An 18,291-nucleotide genomic window follows, 5' to 3' on the forward strand; every position below is an offset into this window, starting at 1 on the left:
TTTTTCAGCGGCGGTTTTAAAAACCTTGTCTAAACTACTTTGAATATAGCCAAACGCTAATGTATTTCTGAGGCAGCTCTGCACTCCCTCGACTGCTCAGCGGCTGCAAGGATGGATGATTCGACCTGACAAGGAAGGGAATCCAGAAAAGTTTGAACGTTGTTAAAAGATTTCAGTGTGAGGAACGTCGTATGAAGTTTGTTAAAAACTGGTCGATTCGCAATAAGATCCGTGTGCCGCTGGTGTTGGTAGGTGTCTTTTTGTTGTGGATGTCCTGGTCTTCCTATCAAGCCACTTCCTCGGTAGGTGATCAGGTTCATGATTTTGATGTTGAATTCCTGCCGTCCATTTCGCTGGTGCTGAACGCCGATAGAGACCTCTATCAAAGCTTGGTCGCACTGCGTGAAATTATGGATCGCCGCCAGACGCTGAGCGCCTCACGCTTTGAAGCGCTGAATCAGGAACGCCTGGAGAATCATCAGCAGACGCTGGATCGTGGGTTGGAAGCGATCGATCGCATGGGTGCTTATATTGCACCGGGCCATGCTGAAGAGTTTGTGCAAAAAATGGACGCTTGGTTGCAGCATTCCAATGCGCTGGTCGCCGGTCAGGTTCAGGTTGAAAATATGGAGCTGTTTGAGTCGCCTCGAACATTGCTCGATAACCTCGGTGCGCGCGTTGACGAATTGGCGGGTCAGTCGTCCGCCTTGGCCAGTTCCATTGTCGATCGCCAAACCGTTTCACAATTGGTGCAATTAGCCATTCTGGTGGGCGTCTTCCTGATTGCAGGTTTCCTGGCGCCTTACTTCCTGGTGAAACCCATTGAAGTGTTGCGCGACCGCATGCGTGACATCGGTCAGGGCGAAGGCGATTTGACCGCACGCCTTTCCGTGGAAAGCAAAGACGAACTGGGTCAGGTTGCCGGTGCGTTTAACGGCGTGATCGAGAAATTGCAGAAGTCGATCACGGTGGTGAAGCAGGTGAACTTCCATCTGGAGCAGAGCACGGAATCTCTGCGCGAAGCCGCGGGCAACAACATTCGCATGGCCGATCAGCAACATGAAACGGTTGATCAGGTGGTCACCGCGGTGGAAGAAATGCACGGTGCGGCGCGTGAAATTGCCGCCAACTCGAATAACGGTGCTGACGCGGCAACCGAAGCCAACCAGTCGGTGGAAACCGGTGTTCGGGTATCGCGTGAATCAAACCAGCGGGTGGCGCAGTTGTCTGAACGGTTGAATCGTTCTTCGGAAGCGGTTGGACGTTTGGCGGATGAAGCCGTGAACATCGGTACCGTCTTGGATGTGATTCGTGGCATTGCCGAACAGACCAATTTGTTGGCCCTGAACGCAGCCATTGAAGCGGCACGCGCCGGTGAACAAGGTCGTGGTTTTGCGGTGGTCGCCGACGAAGTGCGCGCGCTGGCCAGCAAGACTCAGCAATCGACCGAAGACATTCAGGGCCGCATTGAAACGCTGCAAGGCGGTGTGGATGAGGCCGTTGATGCGATGCAAAGCGGTATCGAAATGTTGGATGCGACCGTGGGTGACGTGGCCAGTGCGGCGGAATCGTTCGAGACCATTCAGGGCGCCATTACTCGCATCACCGATATGTCGATGCAGATTGCCACCGCAACCGAAGAACAGACGCATGTGGTCGAAGAGATCAACAAGAACCTGCAGATGATCTCTGAGTTCTCCAGCGAAGGCACCGAGCAATCTCGTGGCCTCAGTGATCTGGCGGAGAAACTCAAAGGCCACACCGATGAACTGACCTCGGTGGTCGGCAGCTTCCGGGTTTAACTACTGCAACTGAGCGGCGCCGCCTGATAATCCTCCGGCGGCGTTTCGCTCCAGACGTGCCACTGTTCACGACGTTCAAAAGGCGATTGCAGCGCCGATAAATACTCTTTCAGGGAAGCGTAGCTTCCTTTTTTTGCGTCTTCGATAACGCTCTGAGCCAGATGGGTTCGCAACACCGAAACCGGGTTGCGCGACTGTGCCAGTGGGACGCCATTACGGTCTTCACGAAGACGTCGCTCAGCCAGGGCACTGCGCCAGCGTTGAAAGGCGGCACGGTCGATAAAGTCGTCATCCAGCTCAGTCCACTGTTGTGGGTCGCGATCGGCCAGTGCCCTGAAACTGTGGTGATAATCGCGTCGCTCACTGGCCAGCAGATGCATCCAGTCGCTGATCAGTTCCTGATCACGTTCATCGAGCTGGGTCAGGCCGAGCCTTTCTCCCATCAGCGTCAGAAAATGTTGGTTGTAGACATCGGCGTAACGATTTAAACCGGCTTTCAGATCGGCCGAGCCGACTTGTGATGACAAGGCTTGCGCCAGGCATTGCAGGTTCCAGAACGCGACTTCCGGCTGGCGATGAAACGCATAGCGGCCCTGAGCATCGGTGTGGTTGCAGATAAAATCGGGGATGGTGGCATCGAGAAAAGCGTAGGGTCCGTAATCGAAGGTTTCCCCGAGAATGCTCATGTTGTCGGTGTTCATCACGCCATGGCAAAAACCGTACGCCATCCAATGGGCGATCAGTCTGGCGGTCCGCTCGACCACCTCGTTAAAAAATTCAGCGGCATTCCGGCACTGCGGAAAATGATGCGTCAGACAATGCTCGACTAAGGCGGCCACTTGGTCCGGCTGGTTGCTGTAGGCAAACCACTCAAAGTGACCAAAGCGAATATGGCTGGGTGTGACTCGGGTGAGCATGGCCGCGCTTTCCATACGTTCGCGCTGCACCGGTTCGTCCGAGCCAATTAACGCGAGCGCGCGGGTCGTCGGAATGCCCAGTGCGTGCATGGCTTCACTGGCGAGCAGTTCACGGATCGACGAGCGCAACACCGCCCGGCCATCGCCAAAGCGGCTGAACGGCGTTTTTCCCGCGCCTTTCAGATGAAACTCCCAGGCACGGCCGTCGGCGTCGGACCATTCTCCCAGCAATAAACCGCGACCGTCACCCAAATCCGGATTCCAGACACCGAATTGATGACCGGCGTACTTCTCGGCAATGGGATCGGTGCCAGCAAAGAGACCCGCACCGGATAACGCGCGCAGGGCATCGTCGTCCGGTTCGATGGGTAAGTTCAGTTGCTCAGCCAGGGCGCTGTTCCAGCACACCCAGTGTGGGTTGGTGATGGCGGTCGGCATCACGCGTTCGAAGGTGCCGGGCAGTTCGCGCGGATAACGGCTGTCAAAGGCTGGAGCTGAGTCGGGTGTTGACCGAGTCATGGGCGGGCGTCACTGAACAGGATGTTCTTCCATCATGGGTGGCGGCGCGACCGATCTCAATGGGGGATAAGAAAGCGGGAATACGGTTAAAAGAAGGAGTGGCCTACCGTGGCCGGCTCAGCTGCCCACTGAGTGTTCCGTCGGTTGTCCAGATAACCGGGTATAAGTGGTATCACGTCCTGTAGAGAGCGCGTCCGGCGCTCACGGTTCGTCCTGAACCTGAGGCCAGTATCGGTGCAGCGGTGTTGCTGCGACAGCCGATTTTACAGACAACCTTTGTAAGAGATTTCCTACAAATCCATCGCATCCGTCCGCTGTGACCCGTTAAAACCGATACAATGTGCGCTGAGTTATTAATTGAACGAGCCGATGTCTGTCGCTGAATCCACCACCGCCTTTGTGTTAAGCCGCCACTGGAGTGAAGTTGGCCAGGCGCTGCAGCTGCGCTACTGGTTGAAGTCCGAGGCGGGCGTCGAATGCTGGACGCTGGATGGCGTTGAGTCGGTCTGTTTTGTACCCGAGGCCGAACTTGATGCCTGGCAGCGAGTCTGGACGCAACTGGCGATGTCGGTTCGTTTGGGCGAGGCCGGTAAGTTGTCTTCGCTGGACGGTCAGCCGGTGCGGGCCGCCTACAGCACTACCTTTGCTGAACAACGTCGCTGGGTGCGTCGCGGTCGCGATCAGCAATTAAGAGTCTGGGAAGACGACATTCAACCGGCCGACCGTTTTTTGATGGAACGCCTGATCACCGCTGGTCTGGAACGACGCGGCGATCGTGCCCGACCGGCGCACTATCAGCCGGCACTATCGGTGGTCTCGCTGGACATCGAAACCGCCTGGTTCGTACCCGGCCGCTGTCCCGATCTATACAGCATCGCGGTGGTCGCCAAAGATGCCAGCGCCGTCTGGGTGGTCGATCGCGGTCAGCAAAAACCCGAATCGTTGCCGGAGGATTACCACTGGGTCGCCAGTGAAGCCGATTGCTTGCGCGCCTTTATCGACTGGGTGCAGCGCTACGATCCGGATGTATTGGTGGGCTGGAGCGTGGTTGATTTCGACCTCAGCGTGTTGCAACAGCACGCCGATCGTCTGGGCATCGACATGACGCTCGGCCGTGGGCAAACACCCGTGCATTGGTATTCCACCGGCGGCAACCGCCAGCGCATTGAAGTGGAAGGCCGGCAGGTGGTCGATGGTCCGGGAACCATGCGATCGGCGGCCTGGTACCTGGACAGTTTCTCGCTGGAATTCGTGGCGCAAAGCCTGCTCGGACGAGGCAAAGCCATTGAAGACAGCGACGATCGCGTCGGTGAAATTGAACGCCTGTATCGCGACGCACCGCTCGATCTGTACACCTACAACCGCGAAGACGCCCAACTGGTGCTCGACATTTTCGACACCGCCGGGCTGTGGCATTTCTTAATCGAGCGCGCCGATTTAACCGGCCTGACGCTGGACAAAATTGGTGGCAGCGCCGCCGCCTTCAGTCACGTCTATTTACCCCGGCTGCATCGCGCTGGTCGCGTCGCGCCATCGGTGGGTGAACAATCACTGACCGACGCCAGCCCCGGTGGCTTTGTGATGGACAGCCGCCCCGGCTTGTACGATGACGTGCTGGTGCTCGATTTTAAAAGCCTGTATCCCAGCATCATTCGTACCTTTTTGATCGACCCGCTCGGCTTGCATCGCGGCCTCGACAGTGACGAAGCCGACACCGTGCCCGGTTTTTTGGACGCGCGGTATCACCGCACCGACCATTTATTGCCCGGCATCATTGACCACCTTTGGGCCGCTCGCGATGTCGCCAAAGCAGCGAACAACGCGTCGATGTCTCAGGCGATCAAGATTTTAATGAACTCTTTTTACGGCGTACTTGGCAGCCCGTTGTGTCGGTTTTTTGATCCGCGCCTGGCCAGTTCCATCACCCGGCGTGGCCACTGGATTCTTAACCGCAGCCGTGACTTTATTGAAGCGCGTGGCTACAGCGTTATTTACGGCGATACCGATTCGGTCTTTGTCTGGGCCGCCGGACACAACGACCCGGAAGCGCTCGGCCGTGAATTGGCGAGCGATCTTAACCACTGGTGGCAGGAACAATTGCGTGAGGAATTCCAGCTCGACTGCCATTTGGAAATGGAATTCGAAACGCATTATCGGCGCTTTTTGATGCCGACCATTCGCGGCCTCGATACGGGTTCCAAAAAACGCTACGCCGGTTTGATTGAACACAACGGCGAACAAAAACTGGTGTTTAAAGGATTAGAAGCGGTGCGTTCCGATTGGACGCCGCTGGCTAAACAGTTCCAGGAAGAGCTCTATCGGCGCGTGTTTTTGAATCAGGATTACCGGGCCTTTGTGCGCGAGGAAGTGGCGGCGCTTAAGGCCGGAGAACGGGATCATCGCTTAACCTATCGACGTCGTTTGCGGCGTTCACTGGACAGCTACGAAAAACAAAAACCACCACACGTTCAGGCCGCGTTGAAACGACGTGCCGAGCAACCCAGCTGGCACGGTCGTGAGGTACGTTATCAGATGACTCTCAACGGTGTTGAACCGGAACCGTTTATTCGTTCGCCGATCGACTATCAACATTACATTGAACGCCAGCTCGAACCCATTGCCGACGGCATTTTGCATTTTGTCGGAACCGGGTTTTCCGAACTGGTTGATGAACAGCTGAGTCTGTTTTAGTCGTTGCAGTACGACGCCTGAATGTGACGCGGTTTGGGTCGGCTGTGCATCTTGTAAGCCTCTGACAAGGCGCGCCAGATAATCGGTAATTCTTTGTGGCCGCTCATGGTAAAAGGTTTGACCAAGGTTGCTGCCAACACCAGCAGAAAGGGTTTTGCGCGCACCGCCCAGTTATTGCCATAGGCAAAGTGCACGTAGAAAAAATTGCGGTAGATGTAACGGCTTTTCCAACTCAATTCGGTGACATCGACCATATCGAGTTGGCGTCGCAAGATGGCTTTGTTCGCCAGCCGGATGGAAAAGCCGGCCTGTCGAATGCGCAGGCTGTAGTCGACATCGTCGAGAAAAATAAAGTATTTCGGATCGGGCCAACCAATGGCTTTGACGACGTCGCGGTGAATAAACAAACCTTCAAAGGTTGCGATGGCCAGTGACAGACCAGCGGGCACGGAATCGGAGTCCGGGTACAAATCTTCAATGCTGTCGCGTCTTGGATTCCCAACCCACCAGCGCTCTAAGTCGTACGTCAGACTGGCGCGTTCAACCAGCTTGCCATCACGGTCTTCGCGCAAGCAGACCATGACCGGGTCGTTTTGTGCCAACAACTGAGCCAGGCAATCGGCTTTGGGAACAACGTCATCATCCATTAACCATAAGCAATCGACGCCATCGCGGTAAGCCGCTTCCACGCCAATTGAAAAACCACCGGCCCCACCCGAGTTATCAATCATCGACAGATGGTGCAGGTTCAGCGGGCCGGTGTAGTGGTCGAGAAATTCGGTGGTGCCATCGGTGCTGGCGTTGTTAACCACATAAACCTCGTCAACGCGACGCGTCTGTTGCGCCAGAGCTTCCAGGGTTTCCTGCAACAACGACAGGCGATTAAAAGTGACAAGAACAACGGCTACGTCAGTCACGGGTTAACGTCCAATATAGTGAGTGTGTCGGGAGAAGTTGCCGCGCCAGCTGTCGAACAAACCGCGCAGTACCAACGTCAGATGTTTAGGATTCGGGCGAGTCAGGCTGTAAAACCAGAGCTGTTTAACAACAAAGGCCAGCGCCGCACGCCAGCCGAAATAGCGGCGCGCATTGGCGAAACCATTGCGGCTTTGGCAATATATTTTGAGTCGGCTGCGGCCATCGTTAAAGTGCAACCGACCAAACAGCATGGTTTGACCAATGCCGCCTTGATAGGGGTGATAAAAATTCACCTCGCTGAGCGTGCCAATACGAGCACCCGCGGCTTGTGCCCTTAACCGGTATTCGATGTCATCGCCCCAGATAAAAAACTCCGGACGGGGCAATCCGATTTGCTGCACTAATGGGCCCTTAATTAATACGCCGTTAAAGGGAATGAGCACGTCGTGAAGTACGCCATCGCTGGCGCGTTCTAAGGCATCTTTGCGATGACGCAGCGGCTGATGCTCACCTTTAAGCCGAATCGGGAAACTCAGTTGCTCGGCTTCGTTTACCACCAGCGGGCCGTAAAAATCGAAGTGCTGGTACTGCTCAAGCAGTTGTTCCAGGCAGTGTTCGGGTGCGTAGCCATCGTCGTCCATTAACCAGATGGCATCGACCGGTTGTGACATCGCCGCCTGAATACCGCGATAAAAACCGCCCGCGCCACCGGTGTTGTTGAACAACTTAATGTAGTGGGTGTTGTCGTCATCCAGCCAACCGGCCTGTTGCAGCGCCTGTTGTGTGCCGTCGGTGCTGGCGTTGTCGACGATGATGATGCGATCGACCGGCCGGCTTTGCTGGCGCAAGTGGTGCAAGCAATGTAACAGCGCTTGCTGACGGTTAAACGTCACTACGACGGCACAGATGCGTAAGCTCATTGGTGATAAAACGCTCGCAGTGACTGGTGATTGTTAAGCGCATCAATAACCTGATCCGACACTTCCAGCGCTTCGCGGACGGTCACATCCATGTCGAGATAACGGTAAGTTCCCAGGCGGCCAACAAAGGTCACCTGGGTTTCTGTTTGCGCTGCCTGAACATAGTCATCGAGCCGTTGTTTGTCGGCAGCCAATCGTTTGGGATAATAAGGCACGTCTTCCGGCCCACATTCGCGGCTGTATTCCTGGTAGCAAACCGTATCTTCGTGCTGTTCCCAGGGACTGAAATGTTTGTGTTCAGTGATGCGCGTGTAAGGAAATTCCGGATCGCAATAATTCACCACCGCATTGCCCTGATAATCGCCTTTGGCCGTGATGCGTTCGAAATCCAAGGTGCGGTAACCCAGACGACCCAGTCGATGGTTGAACCAGGCATCGAGCGGGCCCGACCAGAAAATATGGTCCACCGTTTCTGCCATAGCCGGTTCATAAGCGGTGTTAAGGTGCACCTCAATGTTGGGGTGGTCGACCAGGTTAGCGACCAGTTGGGTGTAGCCCTCTGCGGGCATACCTTGGTAGCGATGATTGAAATAGTTGTCGTCGTAATTAAAGCGAACCGGCAGACGCTTCAGAATGCTGGCCGGTAGTTCACGAGGTTCACAGCCCCACTGTTTTTTGGTGTAGCCGTAAAAAAACGCCTGGTATAAATCCGCGCCTATAAATTTCAGTGCCTGTTGCTCGAAATTTTCCGGATGCTCGATGGATGGGTCACCTTGCTGGGCGATAAACTGACGCCCTTGTTCGGGATTGAAGGTGCGACCAAAAAACTGGTTGATGGTGTGCAGGTTGATCGGTAATGAATAAACCTGCCCACCGCTGACGGCTTTAACCCGGTTCACATAGGGTTTGAATTTCGCAAAGCGATTCACATAGTCCCAGGTGCGTTGGTCATCGGTGTGAAAAATGTGCGGGCCATATTGATGCACCATGACACCGGTTTGTTGGTCGCGCTCGGTGTGGCAATTCCCGGCCAGGTGGTCACGCCGTTCAATGATGCGAATGCGATGCCCAGCCTCGGCCAGTTGCCGACCGATGACCGCATTGGAAAAACCTGCGCCAACTAATAAAAACTGTTTCATCGTTTCGATGCCACTCAGTGATCGGGCGTAAAGAGCGCGTCCCAATAACCATTGGGTACGTTCAGTTTGAGTTTTTGCAGCTGACGGAAGCGCCAGAGAAACCGCAGTGAAGCCCCCAAAAACATCAGGCTTTGTTGGCACAGCACCGACAGTCGACGCTCGCTTCGGTAGCCCTTGAATGTACTGGGATCAAAAAACAACAGGTTGCGGAAGCGGCCCGCTCCGGCGAGGGCTGAATCGGTCATGGCTACAGGGAAGGGTTTGCCGTCAGCCAGGTTGCGACGACGCAGCAACGGCAGGTAGCTAAACCCGCTGGCGACAACGAGTAGCTTGTCAAACAATCCGCGCCGCCGACCGACGTCCCGATGGTTGGACAGCAGGTTGGACACGTCCTGCATGGGAAAGTGTGTTATTGCTCGTTGATGCAGATCGGCCAGGCGCCGGGCATCGAGAAAGTAGTCGTCATTCAGCCGAGAGACTTCCTGCAACCCCCAGACAATAATCGATGAACGGTAGTGGTCACCGAGCATTAAATACTTCACGAATAAGCGCGCCATCGATGCCAGCATGGGCAGGGCGTGCGTTTTCTCTTTACTGAGAAAGCGCATGTAGCAGGCGTTACGGATTTCGTAGATGAACTGCCAGCTGAAGGGTTTTTTGTCGAAATCTTCGTGCCATAAAAAAGCGTTCGGCAATGTCACTGATGGAATGCCTTGATGGTCGAGCATCCTGCCGACCAGAATGTCATCGCTCTTGATGAACATGTTCGGCACGTAGGGCGTTTCTCGCACGGGTAGCACCGTGCCCCACCAGCCGGTAAAGGCCACGGGATGAACTCGATTCAACTTGTGCAAAGACTTGGTTTTGCGCGCGTTCAGTCCGCTGTTGTGTGGGTAAATGCGGTACACCCAGCTGTAGTCTGGAGTGCCACCTTGTTCCCAAACCATCCAGGGTTTACTGGCGCTCATCATCATCACACCCAGTGCAATCGGGTCGCGGGTCAGGGTGGAAAAAACCAGGGCGCGATACAGTAACTCCGGGTAAATCTCGACATCGTCATCCATGAATAAAATGCGGCTGGCCTCGATGCGCTTGGCATAGTGCAGCGAGCGCATAAAGCCGCCGGTGCCACCGAGGTTGTCCTGGCTGATCAGCTGCACACCGGGCGGCAGATCGTTGTTGCTCAGGGTGCGGCCGTTGTCGACCACTACGATGTCCAGGTTTAAACGGCCCAGTTCCGGGCAGCGGGTCAGTTTTTCCAGATTAGGCAGCACATACTGTTCACGCCGGAAGGTGGTGATGCCGATCACCAGTTTGTCGGTGGGCTCGGCGACCTGATCGGCAACCCAGGCCAGATCGCAGATCTCCAGGCTGGTGAGACCGGTGGTGATGCGCACAAAGAAGTAACCGCTTTCATGGCGCAGCGGGATATCGGGTGAGATAAGGTGGTCGCCGCGACTGATCGCCCAGTTCAGCACCAGGGTGTTAGTGCCCAGTCCATCGACGAAATACACCTGAACCGTGCCCTCGCCGATCACCTTTGAAAGGCGCAACTGAACCGCACCAATATCGGTAAAACGCACGTAGTGGTGATTGGGAAAACAATGCGCCAGCTGGTTCAGACGGATGTCCTGCTGGGCCGGCAGATTCAGACCGCCGCTGCCTCGAATAAATGGCCGGACGGTTTCACTGGCAAAGAGTACCCGCTTGTCGATGTGTTCGACGTTAAATTCAAAATGCTGCAGGCGGATCATACCCGGCAGTCCTCTTCGATAACGCCATGGACCATGCGGATGATGCGATTGCAGGAGCGTCGGGCCAGCTGTTCATCGTGGGTGGCCATCACCAGAATGCCGGCGGCATCGACGTAACTTTTCAGACGCGCTTCGGCTTTGTCGCGAAACTGTTCGTCACCCACGCTCATCCATTCATCCATTAACAGGATGTCGGGCGTGACGCTGGTGGAAATGGCAAACGCCAGGCGCAATACCATGCCGCTGGAATAGGTGCGTACCGGCATGTAGATAAAGTCACCCAGCTCGCTGAATTCGACGATGCTGTCGGTCAGGGCCGCCGTTTCGGTTTTGTTTTTGCCCATAAACAGCAGGCGCATGCGGATGTTTTCCAGCCCGGTTAATTCCGGGTCCATGCCGAGCATGGAATCGAGCAGGCTGGTGACGCGACCGGTGATGTCGACCGCACCCGACACTGGCGTATAAACACCTGCGAGCACACGCAATAAGGTGGTTTTGCCGCTGCCGTTGTGGCCGAGCAGAGCGACTTTTTCGCCTTGCTCAATGATCAGATTGATGTTGTTGAGTGCTTCAATTTCGACGCGGTGTTTGTCGCCTTTAAGGATGCGACCCCCCGCCGCCGAGAGCAGCGTTCGCTTGAACGACCGGTCGTCGGATTCGTAGATGGGAAAGCGAATATGGGCTTGCCGCAGGGTGATGTTCATGTGCTGCTTCATAACCAGTACACCAGTCGATGGCCGCTGCGCTTGAGCAGATAAACCGACATCACCATCAGCACCACTGCGCTGCCCAGAGCAAAACACCATTCGTTAACCGGCGGCGCCTGACCGATCACCGGTGCGCGAATCAGGTCGACATAAACGGCTAACGGGTTGAGTTCGGCGATCAGCCGGCGTTGTCCCGACAGTTGATCGGGGTGCCACACAATCGGGGTGACGAAGAAAAACAGATTCATCAAGCTGGTTAATACCGGCTGCATATCGCGAAAACGGGTGCAGAAAAAGCTGACGATCAAGCCGATAAAAAAGAAGTTGATGGTGATCAGAATCAGGCCGGGAATGACCAGCAGCAGGGTCATATTGACCGGCCGACCGAGAATTAAAAACAGCACCGGAATGATGGCCAGGTTGTGCGCCAAAATAATCAACTGCCGGTATTGGACTCTGAGAATAAACAGCGACAGCGGCAACTTCATATTGCGCAAGTAATGCGCCGAGTGCTGAAAGATCTCGCCGAACTCGATCAGCTGCGCCGAGATAAATCCCCAGGCGATCAGGCCCAGGCTTAGGTGCGGCAGAAAACTTTCCAGGTCGATGTTAAAGATGCTGCCGTAGAGCGGCCCCATGGCGGCAATGGTGACGGCCATGCTGATGGTCAGCCAAAGCGGGCCCAATACGGAGCGACGGTAGCGTGCCAGGATGTCGTTCCAGCCCAGCGCCATCCAGATGCGGAAAAGCCGTAAGGCATGAACGACGTCGTCCAGCGGAAAGCGCAGCGTTCCGGCGACATGAGAATTCAACTGTGGGTAAAACAAGGTTACTACTCGGCAGGTTACTATGTAGATACTTGTGGGGAAATCGGTGGCAATAAGGTATCAGATTTTGTGGTCTTGTCAGCAATGGTGGTCTTAAATGTGACTTTTGTCGCAAAAATATAGACAAAGGTATCTATATGAAATACCAAATCGGGGCGTGTTGGCACGTAACGGTGGGCAAGGTTCAGGATTGCTACGGGGCGTGGCGTCGGTCCGGTGTCGGGATGATCGGCGTTGTGGAACGTCAGCATCTGGATGAAGGTCGCAGACAAGTCATAAACCCGGCCTTATAATGCCGCGCCATGCCGAATCGAAAATCCCCCCGTCGTCCATCATCTTCCAAGTCACCATCAACCGACAGCCGCTGGCGTCGCTGGCGCTGGAGACTGTTGCAGGCCACTTTGATTGGTCTGGCGGTGTTGATTGCCTGGATGTTTTATCTCAACGCCGTGGTTCGCGAGCGGTTTGAAGGTCAGCGTTTCACCATACCCGCGCGCGTCTACAGTGAAGCGCAGGAGCTCTATGCCGGTGCGCCATTAAGTGCGGATCAGGCGCAGGTGTTGCTCGAACAGCTGGGTTACCGCACGGCCGGTCGCATCGATCAGCCCGGGCGCTATCAGCGCAGCGGGCAAACCCTGCGCGTTCATACCCGGGGGTTTAATTTCTGGGATGAAGTCGAACCGTCGCGCATTTTGGTGTTGGATTTCGCCGGTGATTCGCTGCAAAGCATTCGCGACATCAGCAACAACCCCATCTTGCTGGCGCGGCTCGATCCACTCTTTATTGGGCAGGTGTATCCGGGCAATCGTGAAGACCGGTTACTGATGCCATTGCAGGTGATGCCGCCGACGCTGGTGGCTGGTTTGATTGTGGTGGAAGACCGCCACTTCTTTGAACACCACGGGGTTTCCATCACCGGTATTGCCCGTGCTTTATGGGCCAATGTCACCTCCGGTTCCATTGAGCAAGGTGGCAGTACCCTGACCCAGCAGTTGGTTAAAAACCTCTATCTGTCGCCGGACCAGACCCTGTGGCGCAAAGGCAACGAAGCCTTAATGGCGTTGTTGATGGAATGGCATTACGACAAAGCCACCATCCTGGAAGCCTATCTGAACGAGGTGTACATCGGTCAGCAGGGCCAGCGCTCGGTGAACGGCTTTGGTTTGGGCGCGCAGTTTTTCTTCGGCACGCCGCTGCCCGCGTTGGATTTGCATCAGCAGGCCATGTTGGTGGGGCTGATCAAAGGGCCGTCTTATTACAACCCCAGACGTAACCCTGAGCGCGCTTTGACGCGTCGCAACCTGGTGCTGCGGCTGTGGTATGAAAGCGGCATCATCGAACAATTGGATTACCAGCAGGCTATTAATCAGCCGCTGGATATCAGCACGGCACCGGGCCAGGCCAGCTTTCCCGCGTTTATGGATCTAGTGCGTCGACAACTGGCCGAGGGCTATCGCAAAGACGATTTGCTGGCCGAAGGGCTGACCGTGTTTACCACCTTAAATCCGTTGGCGCAGTCGGGTCTGGAACGTGCCGTTGAGCGGCGGATGCCGGCCATTGAATCCGCCGCGGGTCCGGGTGAGCCACTGGAAACCGCCGCCTTGGTCTCGCGTCCGTCCACCGGGGATGTGCTTGCCATGCTTGGCGGGAGGCGTCCGGAAGTGGCGGGCTTTAACCGCGCACTGGACTCGCGCCGGCCGGTCGGTTCGTTGATGAAACCGGCGGTGTATTTGGCAGCACTGGAGCAGGGTTATACCTTGGCGTCGCCGGTCAGTGATGCCGAAGTCACGGTCTCCGGCGCCGATGGTAATCTTTGGCAGCCGCGCAACTACGATAAAGAAAGTCACGGCACACCGTTGTTGATCGATGCCTTGTCGAACAGTTACAACCAGGCGACCGCGCGATTGGGCATGGAAGTCGGGTTGGCGAATGTGTTCGATGTGATCGATCGGATGGGCATCGACGAAACCCCGCCGCCGGTACCGTCGGTGATGCTCGGCGCGCACGGTTTGTCGCCGTATCAGGTGGCGCAGTTTTATCAGACCATTTCCGGCAACGGTTTCTACACACCGCTGAACGCCATTCGTGCGGTGGTGCATCCACAGCAGGGCGTGCTGCAGCGTTTTGATTTGAGCGTGGAGCAACGCTTTGATCCGGAACAGGTGTTCCTGTTGCAGGATGCCTTGCATCAAGTCACCCTCACCGGCACGGCCCGGTCGCTGCAATGGCGTTTGCCGCAGAACTGGTGGCTGGCCGGTAAAACCGGCACAACGGATGACAACCGCGACGCCTGGTTCGCCGGTTACAGTGGCGATCGTCAGGCCGTGGTCTGGGTGGGCCGTGACAACAACGGCACCATGGCGTTAACCGGGTCATCCGGCGCCTTGCCGATCTGGGCGGAATTGATGGCTGAGCTTGCGCCCATTCAGGAACGCCGTGGTCAACCGGCACGGGTGGAATATCTGCACGTGAACCCAGTGGGCGCGGTGGTGCCTGCGCGCTGTGACGACGCTCGCTCGCTGCCGTTTATTAAAGGCACCGAGCCGCAAGCGCAGCGCCGTTGCAACGCCGACGGGCCAGCCAGTGATTTGATCGACAACGAAGTGGAGAAACCGTCGATATGGGAACGTTTGTTCAACTGATTCGCCCGGTTGCGCTGATCGTCAGTGCGGCGCTTTTGCTGGCCGGGTGTGTCAGTCAGCCCGGACCGAGCGAGCGCATGATTCAGCAGGAAAAACGGATTACGCCGGACCTCGATTCAAGCGCACCGGTTCTGCCCAAATCGCCGGTCGATAACTTGCGTCTGCAAGCCCAGGCAGCTCAGGCTGAAGGCAATTGGGATCGGGCCGCTGGCTTGCTGGAGCGCGCCTTGCGTCTGGACAGCCGCGAAGCCGATCTCTACGCCGAGATCGCCGAGGTGCGTTTGGGGCAGGGACGTTTTGTCGATGCCGAGCAGATTGCCCTGCGCGGTTTAACCGTCAACTCCGGAAATGAAGAACGCAGCGCCAGGCTCTGGTACGCCGTCGCTCAGGCGCGTTCAGGACAGGGAAATGTAGAAGGCGCACGCCAGGCCAGGGCACAGGCGTGCGAGTTCGGACGGTGTGAGTGAGGGTGCTTTGCACCCTCGGAAGTCGCTGAAAAGCAGCGACGGGGTTTGCACTTCGCTACTGGCGTCTCCCGTCCAGCGTCTCCCGTTAAGCGCTCACCAAATACGGCAAACGCCCTTCATCCACGCCAAAACACGCCACGGTCGAGGCGTCACTCTGCTCCGTAAGCACCGGCGTTTCTGCGCTGCAGCGTTCGTTAGCGAACTGGCAGCGACCGTGGAAGGCACAGCCTGACGGCGGATTCAGCGGTGACGGCAACTCGCCGGTCAGACGAATCTTGTCGATGCGTTTTTCCGGTTCGATGCGCGGCGTCGACGACAGCAGCGCCCGGGTGTAAGGGTGTTGCGGGTTGCCGAAAATCTGCTCGGTCGAACCGTATTCCACCACCTTACCCAGGTACATCACCATCACTTCATCGGCGATGTGTTCCACCACTGACAGATCGTGCGAGATAAACACATAGGCCAGGCCCAGTTCATCCTGCAAATCCATCATCAGGTTCAGCACCTGCGCCTGCACCGACACATCCAGAGCCGAGACCGGTTCGTCAGCCACCACCACTTTCGGGTTCATCATCAACCCGCGCGCAATGGCGATGCGCTGACGCTGACCGCCGGAAAACATGTGCGGGTAGCGGTCGTAATGTTCCGGGCGCAGGCCGACTTTCTGCAGTAAGGCAATCGCCTTTTCCTTGCGCTCGGCCTTGCTCAGCTTGGTGTTGATGACCAGCGGCTCTTCCAGAATGGTGCCGACTTTCTTACGCGGGTTCAGCGAGCCATACGGGTTCTGAAAGATGATCTGAATGCGCTGGCGCAGTTCTTTGCGTTTGGCTTTATCGAGCTTGAGCAAATCCTGGCCGTCGAATTCCAAGGCGCCTTCGGTCGGCGTTTCGATCATCGTCAGCAGACGCGCCAGCGTCGATTTACCACAACCGGACTCACCAACCACGGCCAGCGTTTTACCGGCTTCAACCGAGAAGTTTACGCCATCGAGCGCCTTGACGGTGCCCTTGGGCTTCATCATGCCCTGGTTAACGCTGTAATGCTGTTTCAAACCCAGCCCTTGCATGATCGGGCGGGTGCTTTGGGTGTCCGTCATGCGGCGGGCCTCCCGTTATCATCCAATGGGAAGAAGCACTTGGCCTGGCGACCTTCGGGGCCGATGTAACCAGGTTCTTCAGTTCGGCAACGCTCGGTGGCGTAGGGGCAACGCGGGTTCAACAGACAGCCGCTGGGGCGGTCGTTAGCGCCGGGTACCACACCGGGCAACGCTTGCAGTCGGTCACTGCCGCTGGCTGATTCGGGCAGCGAGCGCATCAACGCCTGAGTGTAAGGGTGACGCGGCGCCTTAAAGATTTCGCTGGCCGGTCCCGTTTCCACAATCTGACCGGCGTACATCACCACGACGCGATCGGCGGCTTCAGCCACCAACGCCAGGTCATGGGTGATGAGGATCAGACCCATCTGTTTTTCGCGCTGCAGCTTCAGCAGCAGTTCGATGATCTGCGCCTGAATGGTCACATCCAGCGCCGTGGTCGGTTCATCGGCGATCAGCAGTTTCGGATCGCAGGCGATGGCCATGGCGATCATCACGCGCTGGCTCATTCCGCCGGAGAGCTGATGCGGGAAGTTATCGATGCGGCTTTCCGGTGCCGGAATACCGACCTGACGCAGCAGATCGATGGCTTTGTCGCGGCGCTCGGCGGGTGTGCCGCCCTGATGCACTTCAATGGCTTCCATAATCTGATTGCCCACGGTGAACGCCGGGTTCAGCGAGGTCATCGGGTCCTGGAAGATCATCGAAATGTCAGCGCCGGTGATTTTACGGCGCTGCTTTTCACTGAGGGTCAGCAGGTTAGTGCCTTTAAAGCTCAGGCCTTCGGCGCTTACTTTGCCGGGAAAATCGATCAGGCCCATCAGTGCCAACGAAGACACACTCTTGCCCGAGCCGGATTCACCGACAATGCCGACAACTTCGCCTGCATCGACGTGATAACTGATGCGATCGACCGCGGTGAAGGGTCTCTTACCGGTGCCGAAGGCGACGCTGAGCTGATCGACCGACAGCAGGTGGTTTGCGTGATCTGTCACTGCGGTCTCCTATTGTTTGAGTTTGGGGTCGAGGGCATCTCGCAAGCCGTCGCCCATCAAATTAAATGCCAGTACCGTCAGCAGAATGACCAGGCCGGGGAAGGTCACAACCCACCAGGCGCTTTGGATAAATTCGCGAGCGGTCGCCAGCATCGAACCCCATTCCGGCAGTGGCGGCTGAGCGCCGAGGCCGAGGAAGCCCAATGCGGCCATATCGAGGATGGCATTGGAGAAGCCCAGCGTGGCCTGAACAATCAAAGGTGCCAGGCAGTTGGGCAGAATGGTGATAAACATCAGACGCAGCGAAGACGCACCCGCCACGCGGGACGACACCACATAGTCTTTGTTGATTTCGCTGAGCACAGAGGCCCGTGTTAAGCGCACATAGTGCGGCAGATACACCAGCGACAGCGCCAGACCGGAGTTGACAATGCTGGGGCCCAAAATGGCGACCACAGCAATGGCGAGCAGCAGCGGTGGCATGGCCAGTAGCACGTCGGCAACGCGCATCACTGCACTGTCAACCGCTCCACCGAAGAATCCCGCGGCCAGACCCAGGCAAATGCCCATCGCCAGCGACAGCGTCACAATGACCAGACCAATCAACAAGGACAGCCGCGCACCGTGGATCAGGCGCGACAGAATATCGCGGCCCACGCCATCGGTGCCGAGCAGGAACTGGCTGGTGCCGCCATCGGTCCAGGCCGGTGGTGTGAGAATAAAGTCACGGAACTGTTCGTGTGGGTGATGCGGGGCAACAAAGTCGGCAAAAATGGCCAGCAGAACAATAACCACGATAAAGCCCAGGCCAGCCAAGGCGCCTTTGTTGCTGGAAAAATAAGACCAGAATTCGGCCAATGGCGAAACCGGTTTGGTAGCAAGTGTTTGTGTCATGACCGG

General features: G+C 56.6%; 15 protein-coding genes. 4 read left to right on the forward strand and 11 right to left on the reverse strand.

Annotated features, from left to right (window positions below; all coding sequences use genetic code 11):
* Positions 1-191: 191 nt before the first annotated feature.
* On the forward strand, positions 192-1,802 hold the full coding sequence (locus BGP77_RS07690; protein ID WP_108164123.1) for a methyl-accepting chemotaxis protein: 1,611 nt from the start codon (positions 192-194) through the stop codon (positions 1,800-1,802).
* On the opposite strand, the gene BGP77_RS07695 is transcribed toward BGP77_RS07690, so the two are convergent.
* The gene (locus BGP77_RS07695) at positions 1,799-3,238 is read right to left on the reverse strand and encodes a YdiU family protein (protein WP_108164124.1); all 1,440 of its coding nucleotides are present in this window, start codon (positions 3,236-3,238) and stop codon (positions 1,799-1,801) included. The two genes, BGP77_RS07690 and BGP77_RS07695, sit on opposite strands and share 4 nt — an antisense overlap.
* Positions 3,239-3,607: 369 nt before the next feature.
* Between BGP77_RS07695 and BGP77_RS07700 the strand changes: the two genes are divergently transcribed.
* Positions 3,608-5,929 carry a DNA polymerase II gene (locus BGP77_RS07700; protein ID WP_108164125.1) on the forward strand — a complete coding sequence of 774 codons (2,322 nt, stop codon included), beginning with the start codon at positions 3,608-3,610 and terminating at the stop codon, positions 5,927-5,929.
* On the opposite strand, the gene BGP77_RS07705 is transcribed toward BGP77_RS07700, so the two are convergent.
* The 7 genes from BGP77_RS07705 to BGP77_RS18055 are packed head-to-tail and all read right to left on the reverse strand — an operon-like array spanning position 5,926 to position 12,466.
* Positions 5,926-6,846, reverse strand: coding sequence for a glycosyltransferase (locus tag BGP77_RS07705; protein WP_108164126.1), 921 nt, complete (start codon positions 6,844-6,846; stop codon positions 5,926-5,928). The genes BGP77_RS07700 and BGP77_RS07705 overlap by 4 nt on opposite strands.
* A 3-nt stretch (positions 6,847-6,849) precedes the next feature.
* Positions 6,850-7,767: a glycosyltransferase gene (locus BGP77_RS07710; RefSeq protein ID WP_108164127.1), complete on the reverse strand. Its 918-nt coding sequence runs from the start codon at positions 7,765-7,767 to the stop codon at positions 6,850-6,852.
* Positions 7,764-8,906, reverse strand: coding sequence for a UDP-galactopyranose mutase (glf, locus tag BGP77_RS07715; RefSeq protein WP_108164128.1), 1,143 nt, complete (start codon positions 8,904-8,906; stop codon positions 7,764-7,766). Before glf ends, BGP77_RS07710 begins: the two co-directional genes overlap by 4 nt.
* Positions 8,907-8,920: 14 nt before the next feature.
* Positions 8,921-10,660: a glycosyltransferase family 2 protein gene (locus BGP77_RS07720; protein WP_108164129.1), complete on the reverse strand. Its 1,740-nt coding sequence runs from the start codon at positions 10,658-10,660 to the stop codon at positions 8,921-8,923.
* Positions 10,657-11,376 (reverse strand): ABC transporter ATP-binding protein, encoded by a 720-nt coding sequence (locus BGP77_RS07725; protein WP_199224213.1) that lies wholly within the window; start codon positions 11,374-11,376, stop codon positions 10,657-10,659. Before BGP77_RS07725 ends, BGP77_RS07720 begins: the two co-directional genes overlap by 4 nt.
* Positions 11,373-12,194, reverse strand: coding sequence for an ABC transporter permease (locus BGP77_RS07730; RefSeq protein ID WP_108164131.1), 822 nt, complete (start codon positions 12,192-12,194; stop codon positions 11,373-11,375). The genes BGP77_RS07725 and BGP77_RS07730 overlap by 4 nt, the downstream gene beginning before the upstream one ends.
* Positions 12,195-12,214: 20 nt before the next feature.
* A complete protein-coding gene (locus tag BGP77_RS18055; RefSeq protein ID WP_158269309.1) occupies positions 12,215-12,466 on the reverse strand; it encodes a hypothetical protein in 252 nt (83 codons plus the stop codon).
* A gap of 117 nt (positions 12,467-12,583) precedes the next feature.
* On the opposite strand from BGP77_RS18055, the gene mrcB reads away from it, so the two are divergent.
* Both mrcB and BGP77_RS07740 read left to right on the forward strand, forming a co-directional pair.
* On the forward strand, positions 12,584-14,836 hold the full coding sequence (gene mrcB / locus BGP77_RS07735) for a penicillin-binding protein 1B (RefSeq protein ID WP_158269310.1): 2,253 nt from the start codon (positions 12,584-12,586) through the stop codon (positions 14,834-14,836).
* Entirely contained in the window at positions 14,815-15,303 is a 489-nt protein-coding gene (locus BGP77_RS07740) for a tetratricopeptide repeat protein (protein ID WP_108164133.1), read from the forward strand. Before mrcB ends, BGP77_RS07740 begins: the two co-directional genes overlap by 22 nt.
* 85 nt (positions 15,304-15,388) lie before the next feature.
* Here BGP77_RS07740 and BGP77_RS07745 read toward each other — a convergent pair whose 3' ends face one another.
* Genes BGP77_RS07745 through dppC form a run of 3 tightly spaced genes read right to left on the reverse strand, consistent with a single transcriptional unit; the run spans position 15,389 to position 18,285 of the window.
* Positions 15,389-16,399 (reverse strand): peptide ABC transporter ATP-binding protein, encoded by a 1,011-nt coding sequence (locus tag BGP77_RS07745; protein ID WP_108164134.1) that lies wholly within the window; start codon positions 16,397-16,399, stop codon positions 15,389-15,391.
* Positions 16,396-17,391, reverse strand: a complete 996-nt coding sequence (dppD, locus tag BGP77_RS07750; RefSeq protein WP_233252322.1) for a dipeptide ABC transporter ATP-binding protein — start codon at positions 17,389-17,391, stop codon at positions 16,396-16,398. Before dppD ends, BGP77_RS07745 begins: the two co-directional genes overlap by 4 nt.
* Before the next feature lie 9 nt (positions 17,392-17,400).
* A complete protein-coding gene (gene dppC, locus BGP77_RS07755; protein WP_108164135.1) occupies positions 17,401-18,285 on the reverse strand; it encodes a dipeptide ABC transporter permease DppC in 885 nt (294 codons plus the stop codon).
* Positions 18,286-18,291 lie beyond the last annotated feature (6 nt).

It is taken from the genome of Saccharospirillum sp. MSK14-1 (genome assembly GCF_003054965.1).
GTDB lineage: Bacteria > Pseudomonadota > Gammaproteobacteria > Pseudomonadales > Natronospirillaceae > Saccharospirillum.

What these genes read in the sequence shown, in the direction of transcription:
- BGP77_RS07690 (WP_108164123.1), top strand. Translation starts at nt 192, where the DNA reads ATGAAGTTTGTTAAAAACTGGTCGATTCGCAATAAGATCCGTGTGCCG.
- BGP77_RS07695 (WP_108164124.1), bottom strand. Translation starts at nt 3,238, where the DNA reads ATGACTCGGTCAACACCCGACTCAGCTCCAGCCTTTGACAGCCGTTAT.
- BGP77_RS07700 (WP_108164125.1), top strand. Translation starts at nt 3,608, where the DNA reads ATGTCTGTCGCTGAATCCACCACCGCCTTTGTGTTAAGCCGCCACTGG.
- BGP77_RS07710 (WP_108164127.1), bottom strand. Translation starts at nt 7,767, where the DNA reads ATGAGCTTACGCATCTGTGCCGTCGTAGTGACGTTTAACCGTCAGCAA.
- glf (WP_108164128.1), bottom strand. Translation starts at nt 8,906, where the DNA reads ATGAAACAGTTTTTATTAGTTGGCGCAGGTTTTTCCAATGCGGTCATC.
- BGP77_RS07720 (WP_108164129.1), bottom strand. Translation starts at nt 10,660, where the DNA reads ATGATCCGCCTGCAGCATTTTGAATTTAACGTCGAACACATCGACAAG.
- BGP77_RS07725 (WP_199224213.1), bottom strand. Translation starts at nt 11,376, where the DNA reads ATGAAGCAGCACATGAACATCACCCTGCGGCAAGCCCATATTCGCTTT.
- BGP77_RS07740 (WP_108164133.1), top strand. Translation starts at nt 14,815, where the DNA reads ATGGGAACGTTTGTTCAACTGATTCGCCCGGTTGCGCTGATCGTCAGT.
- BGP77_RS07745 (WP_108164134.1), bottom strand. Translation starts at nt 16,399, where the DNA reads ATGACGGACACCCAAAGCACCCGCCCGATCATGCAAGGGCTGGGTTTG.
- dppC (WP_108164135.1), bottom strand. Translation starts at nt 18,285, where the DNA reads ATGACACAAACACTTGCTACCAAACCGGTTTCGCCATTGGCCGAATTC.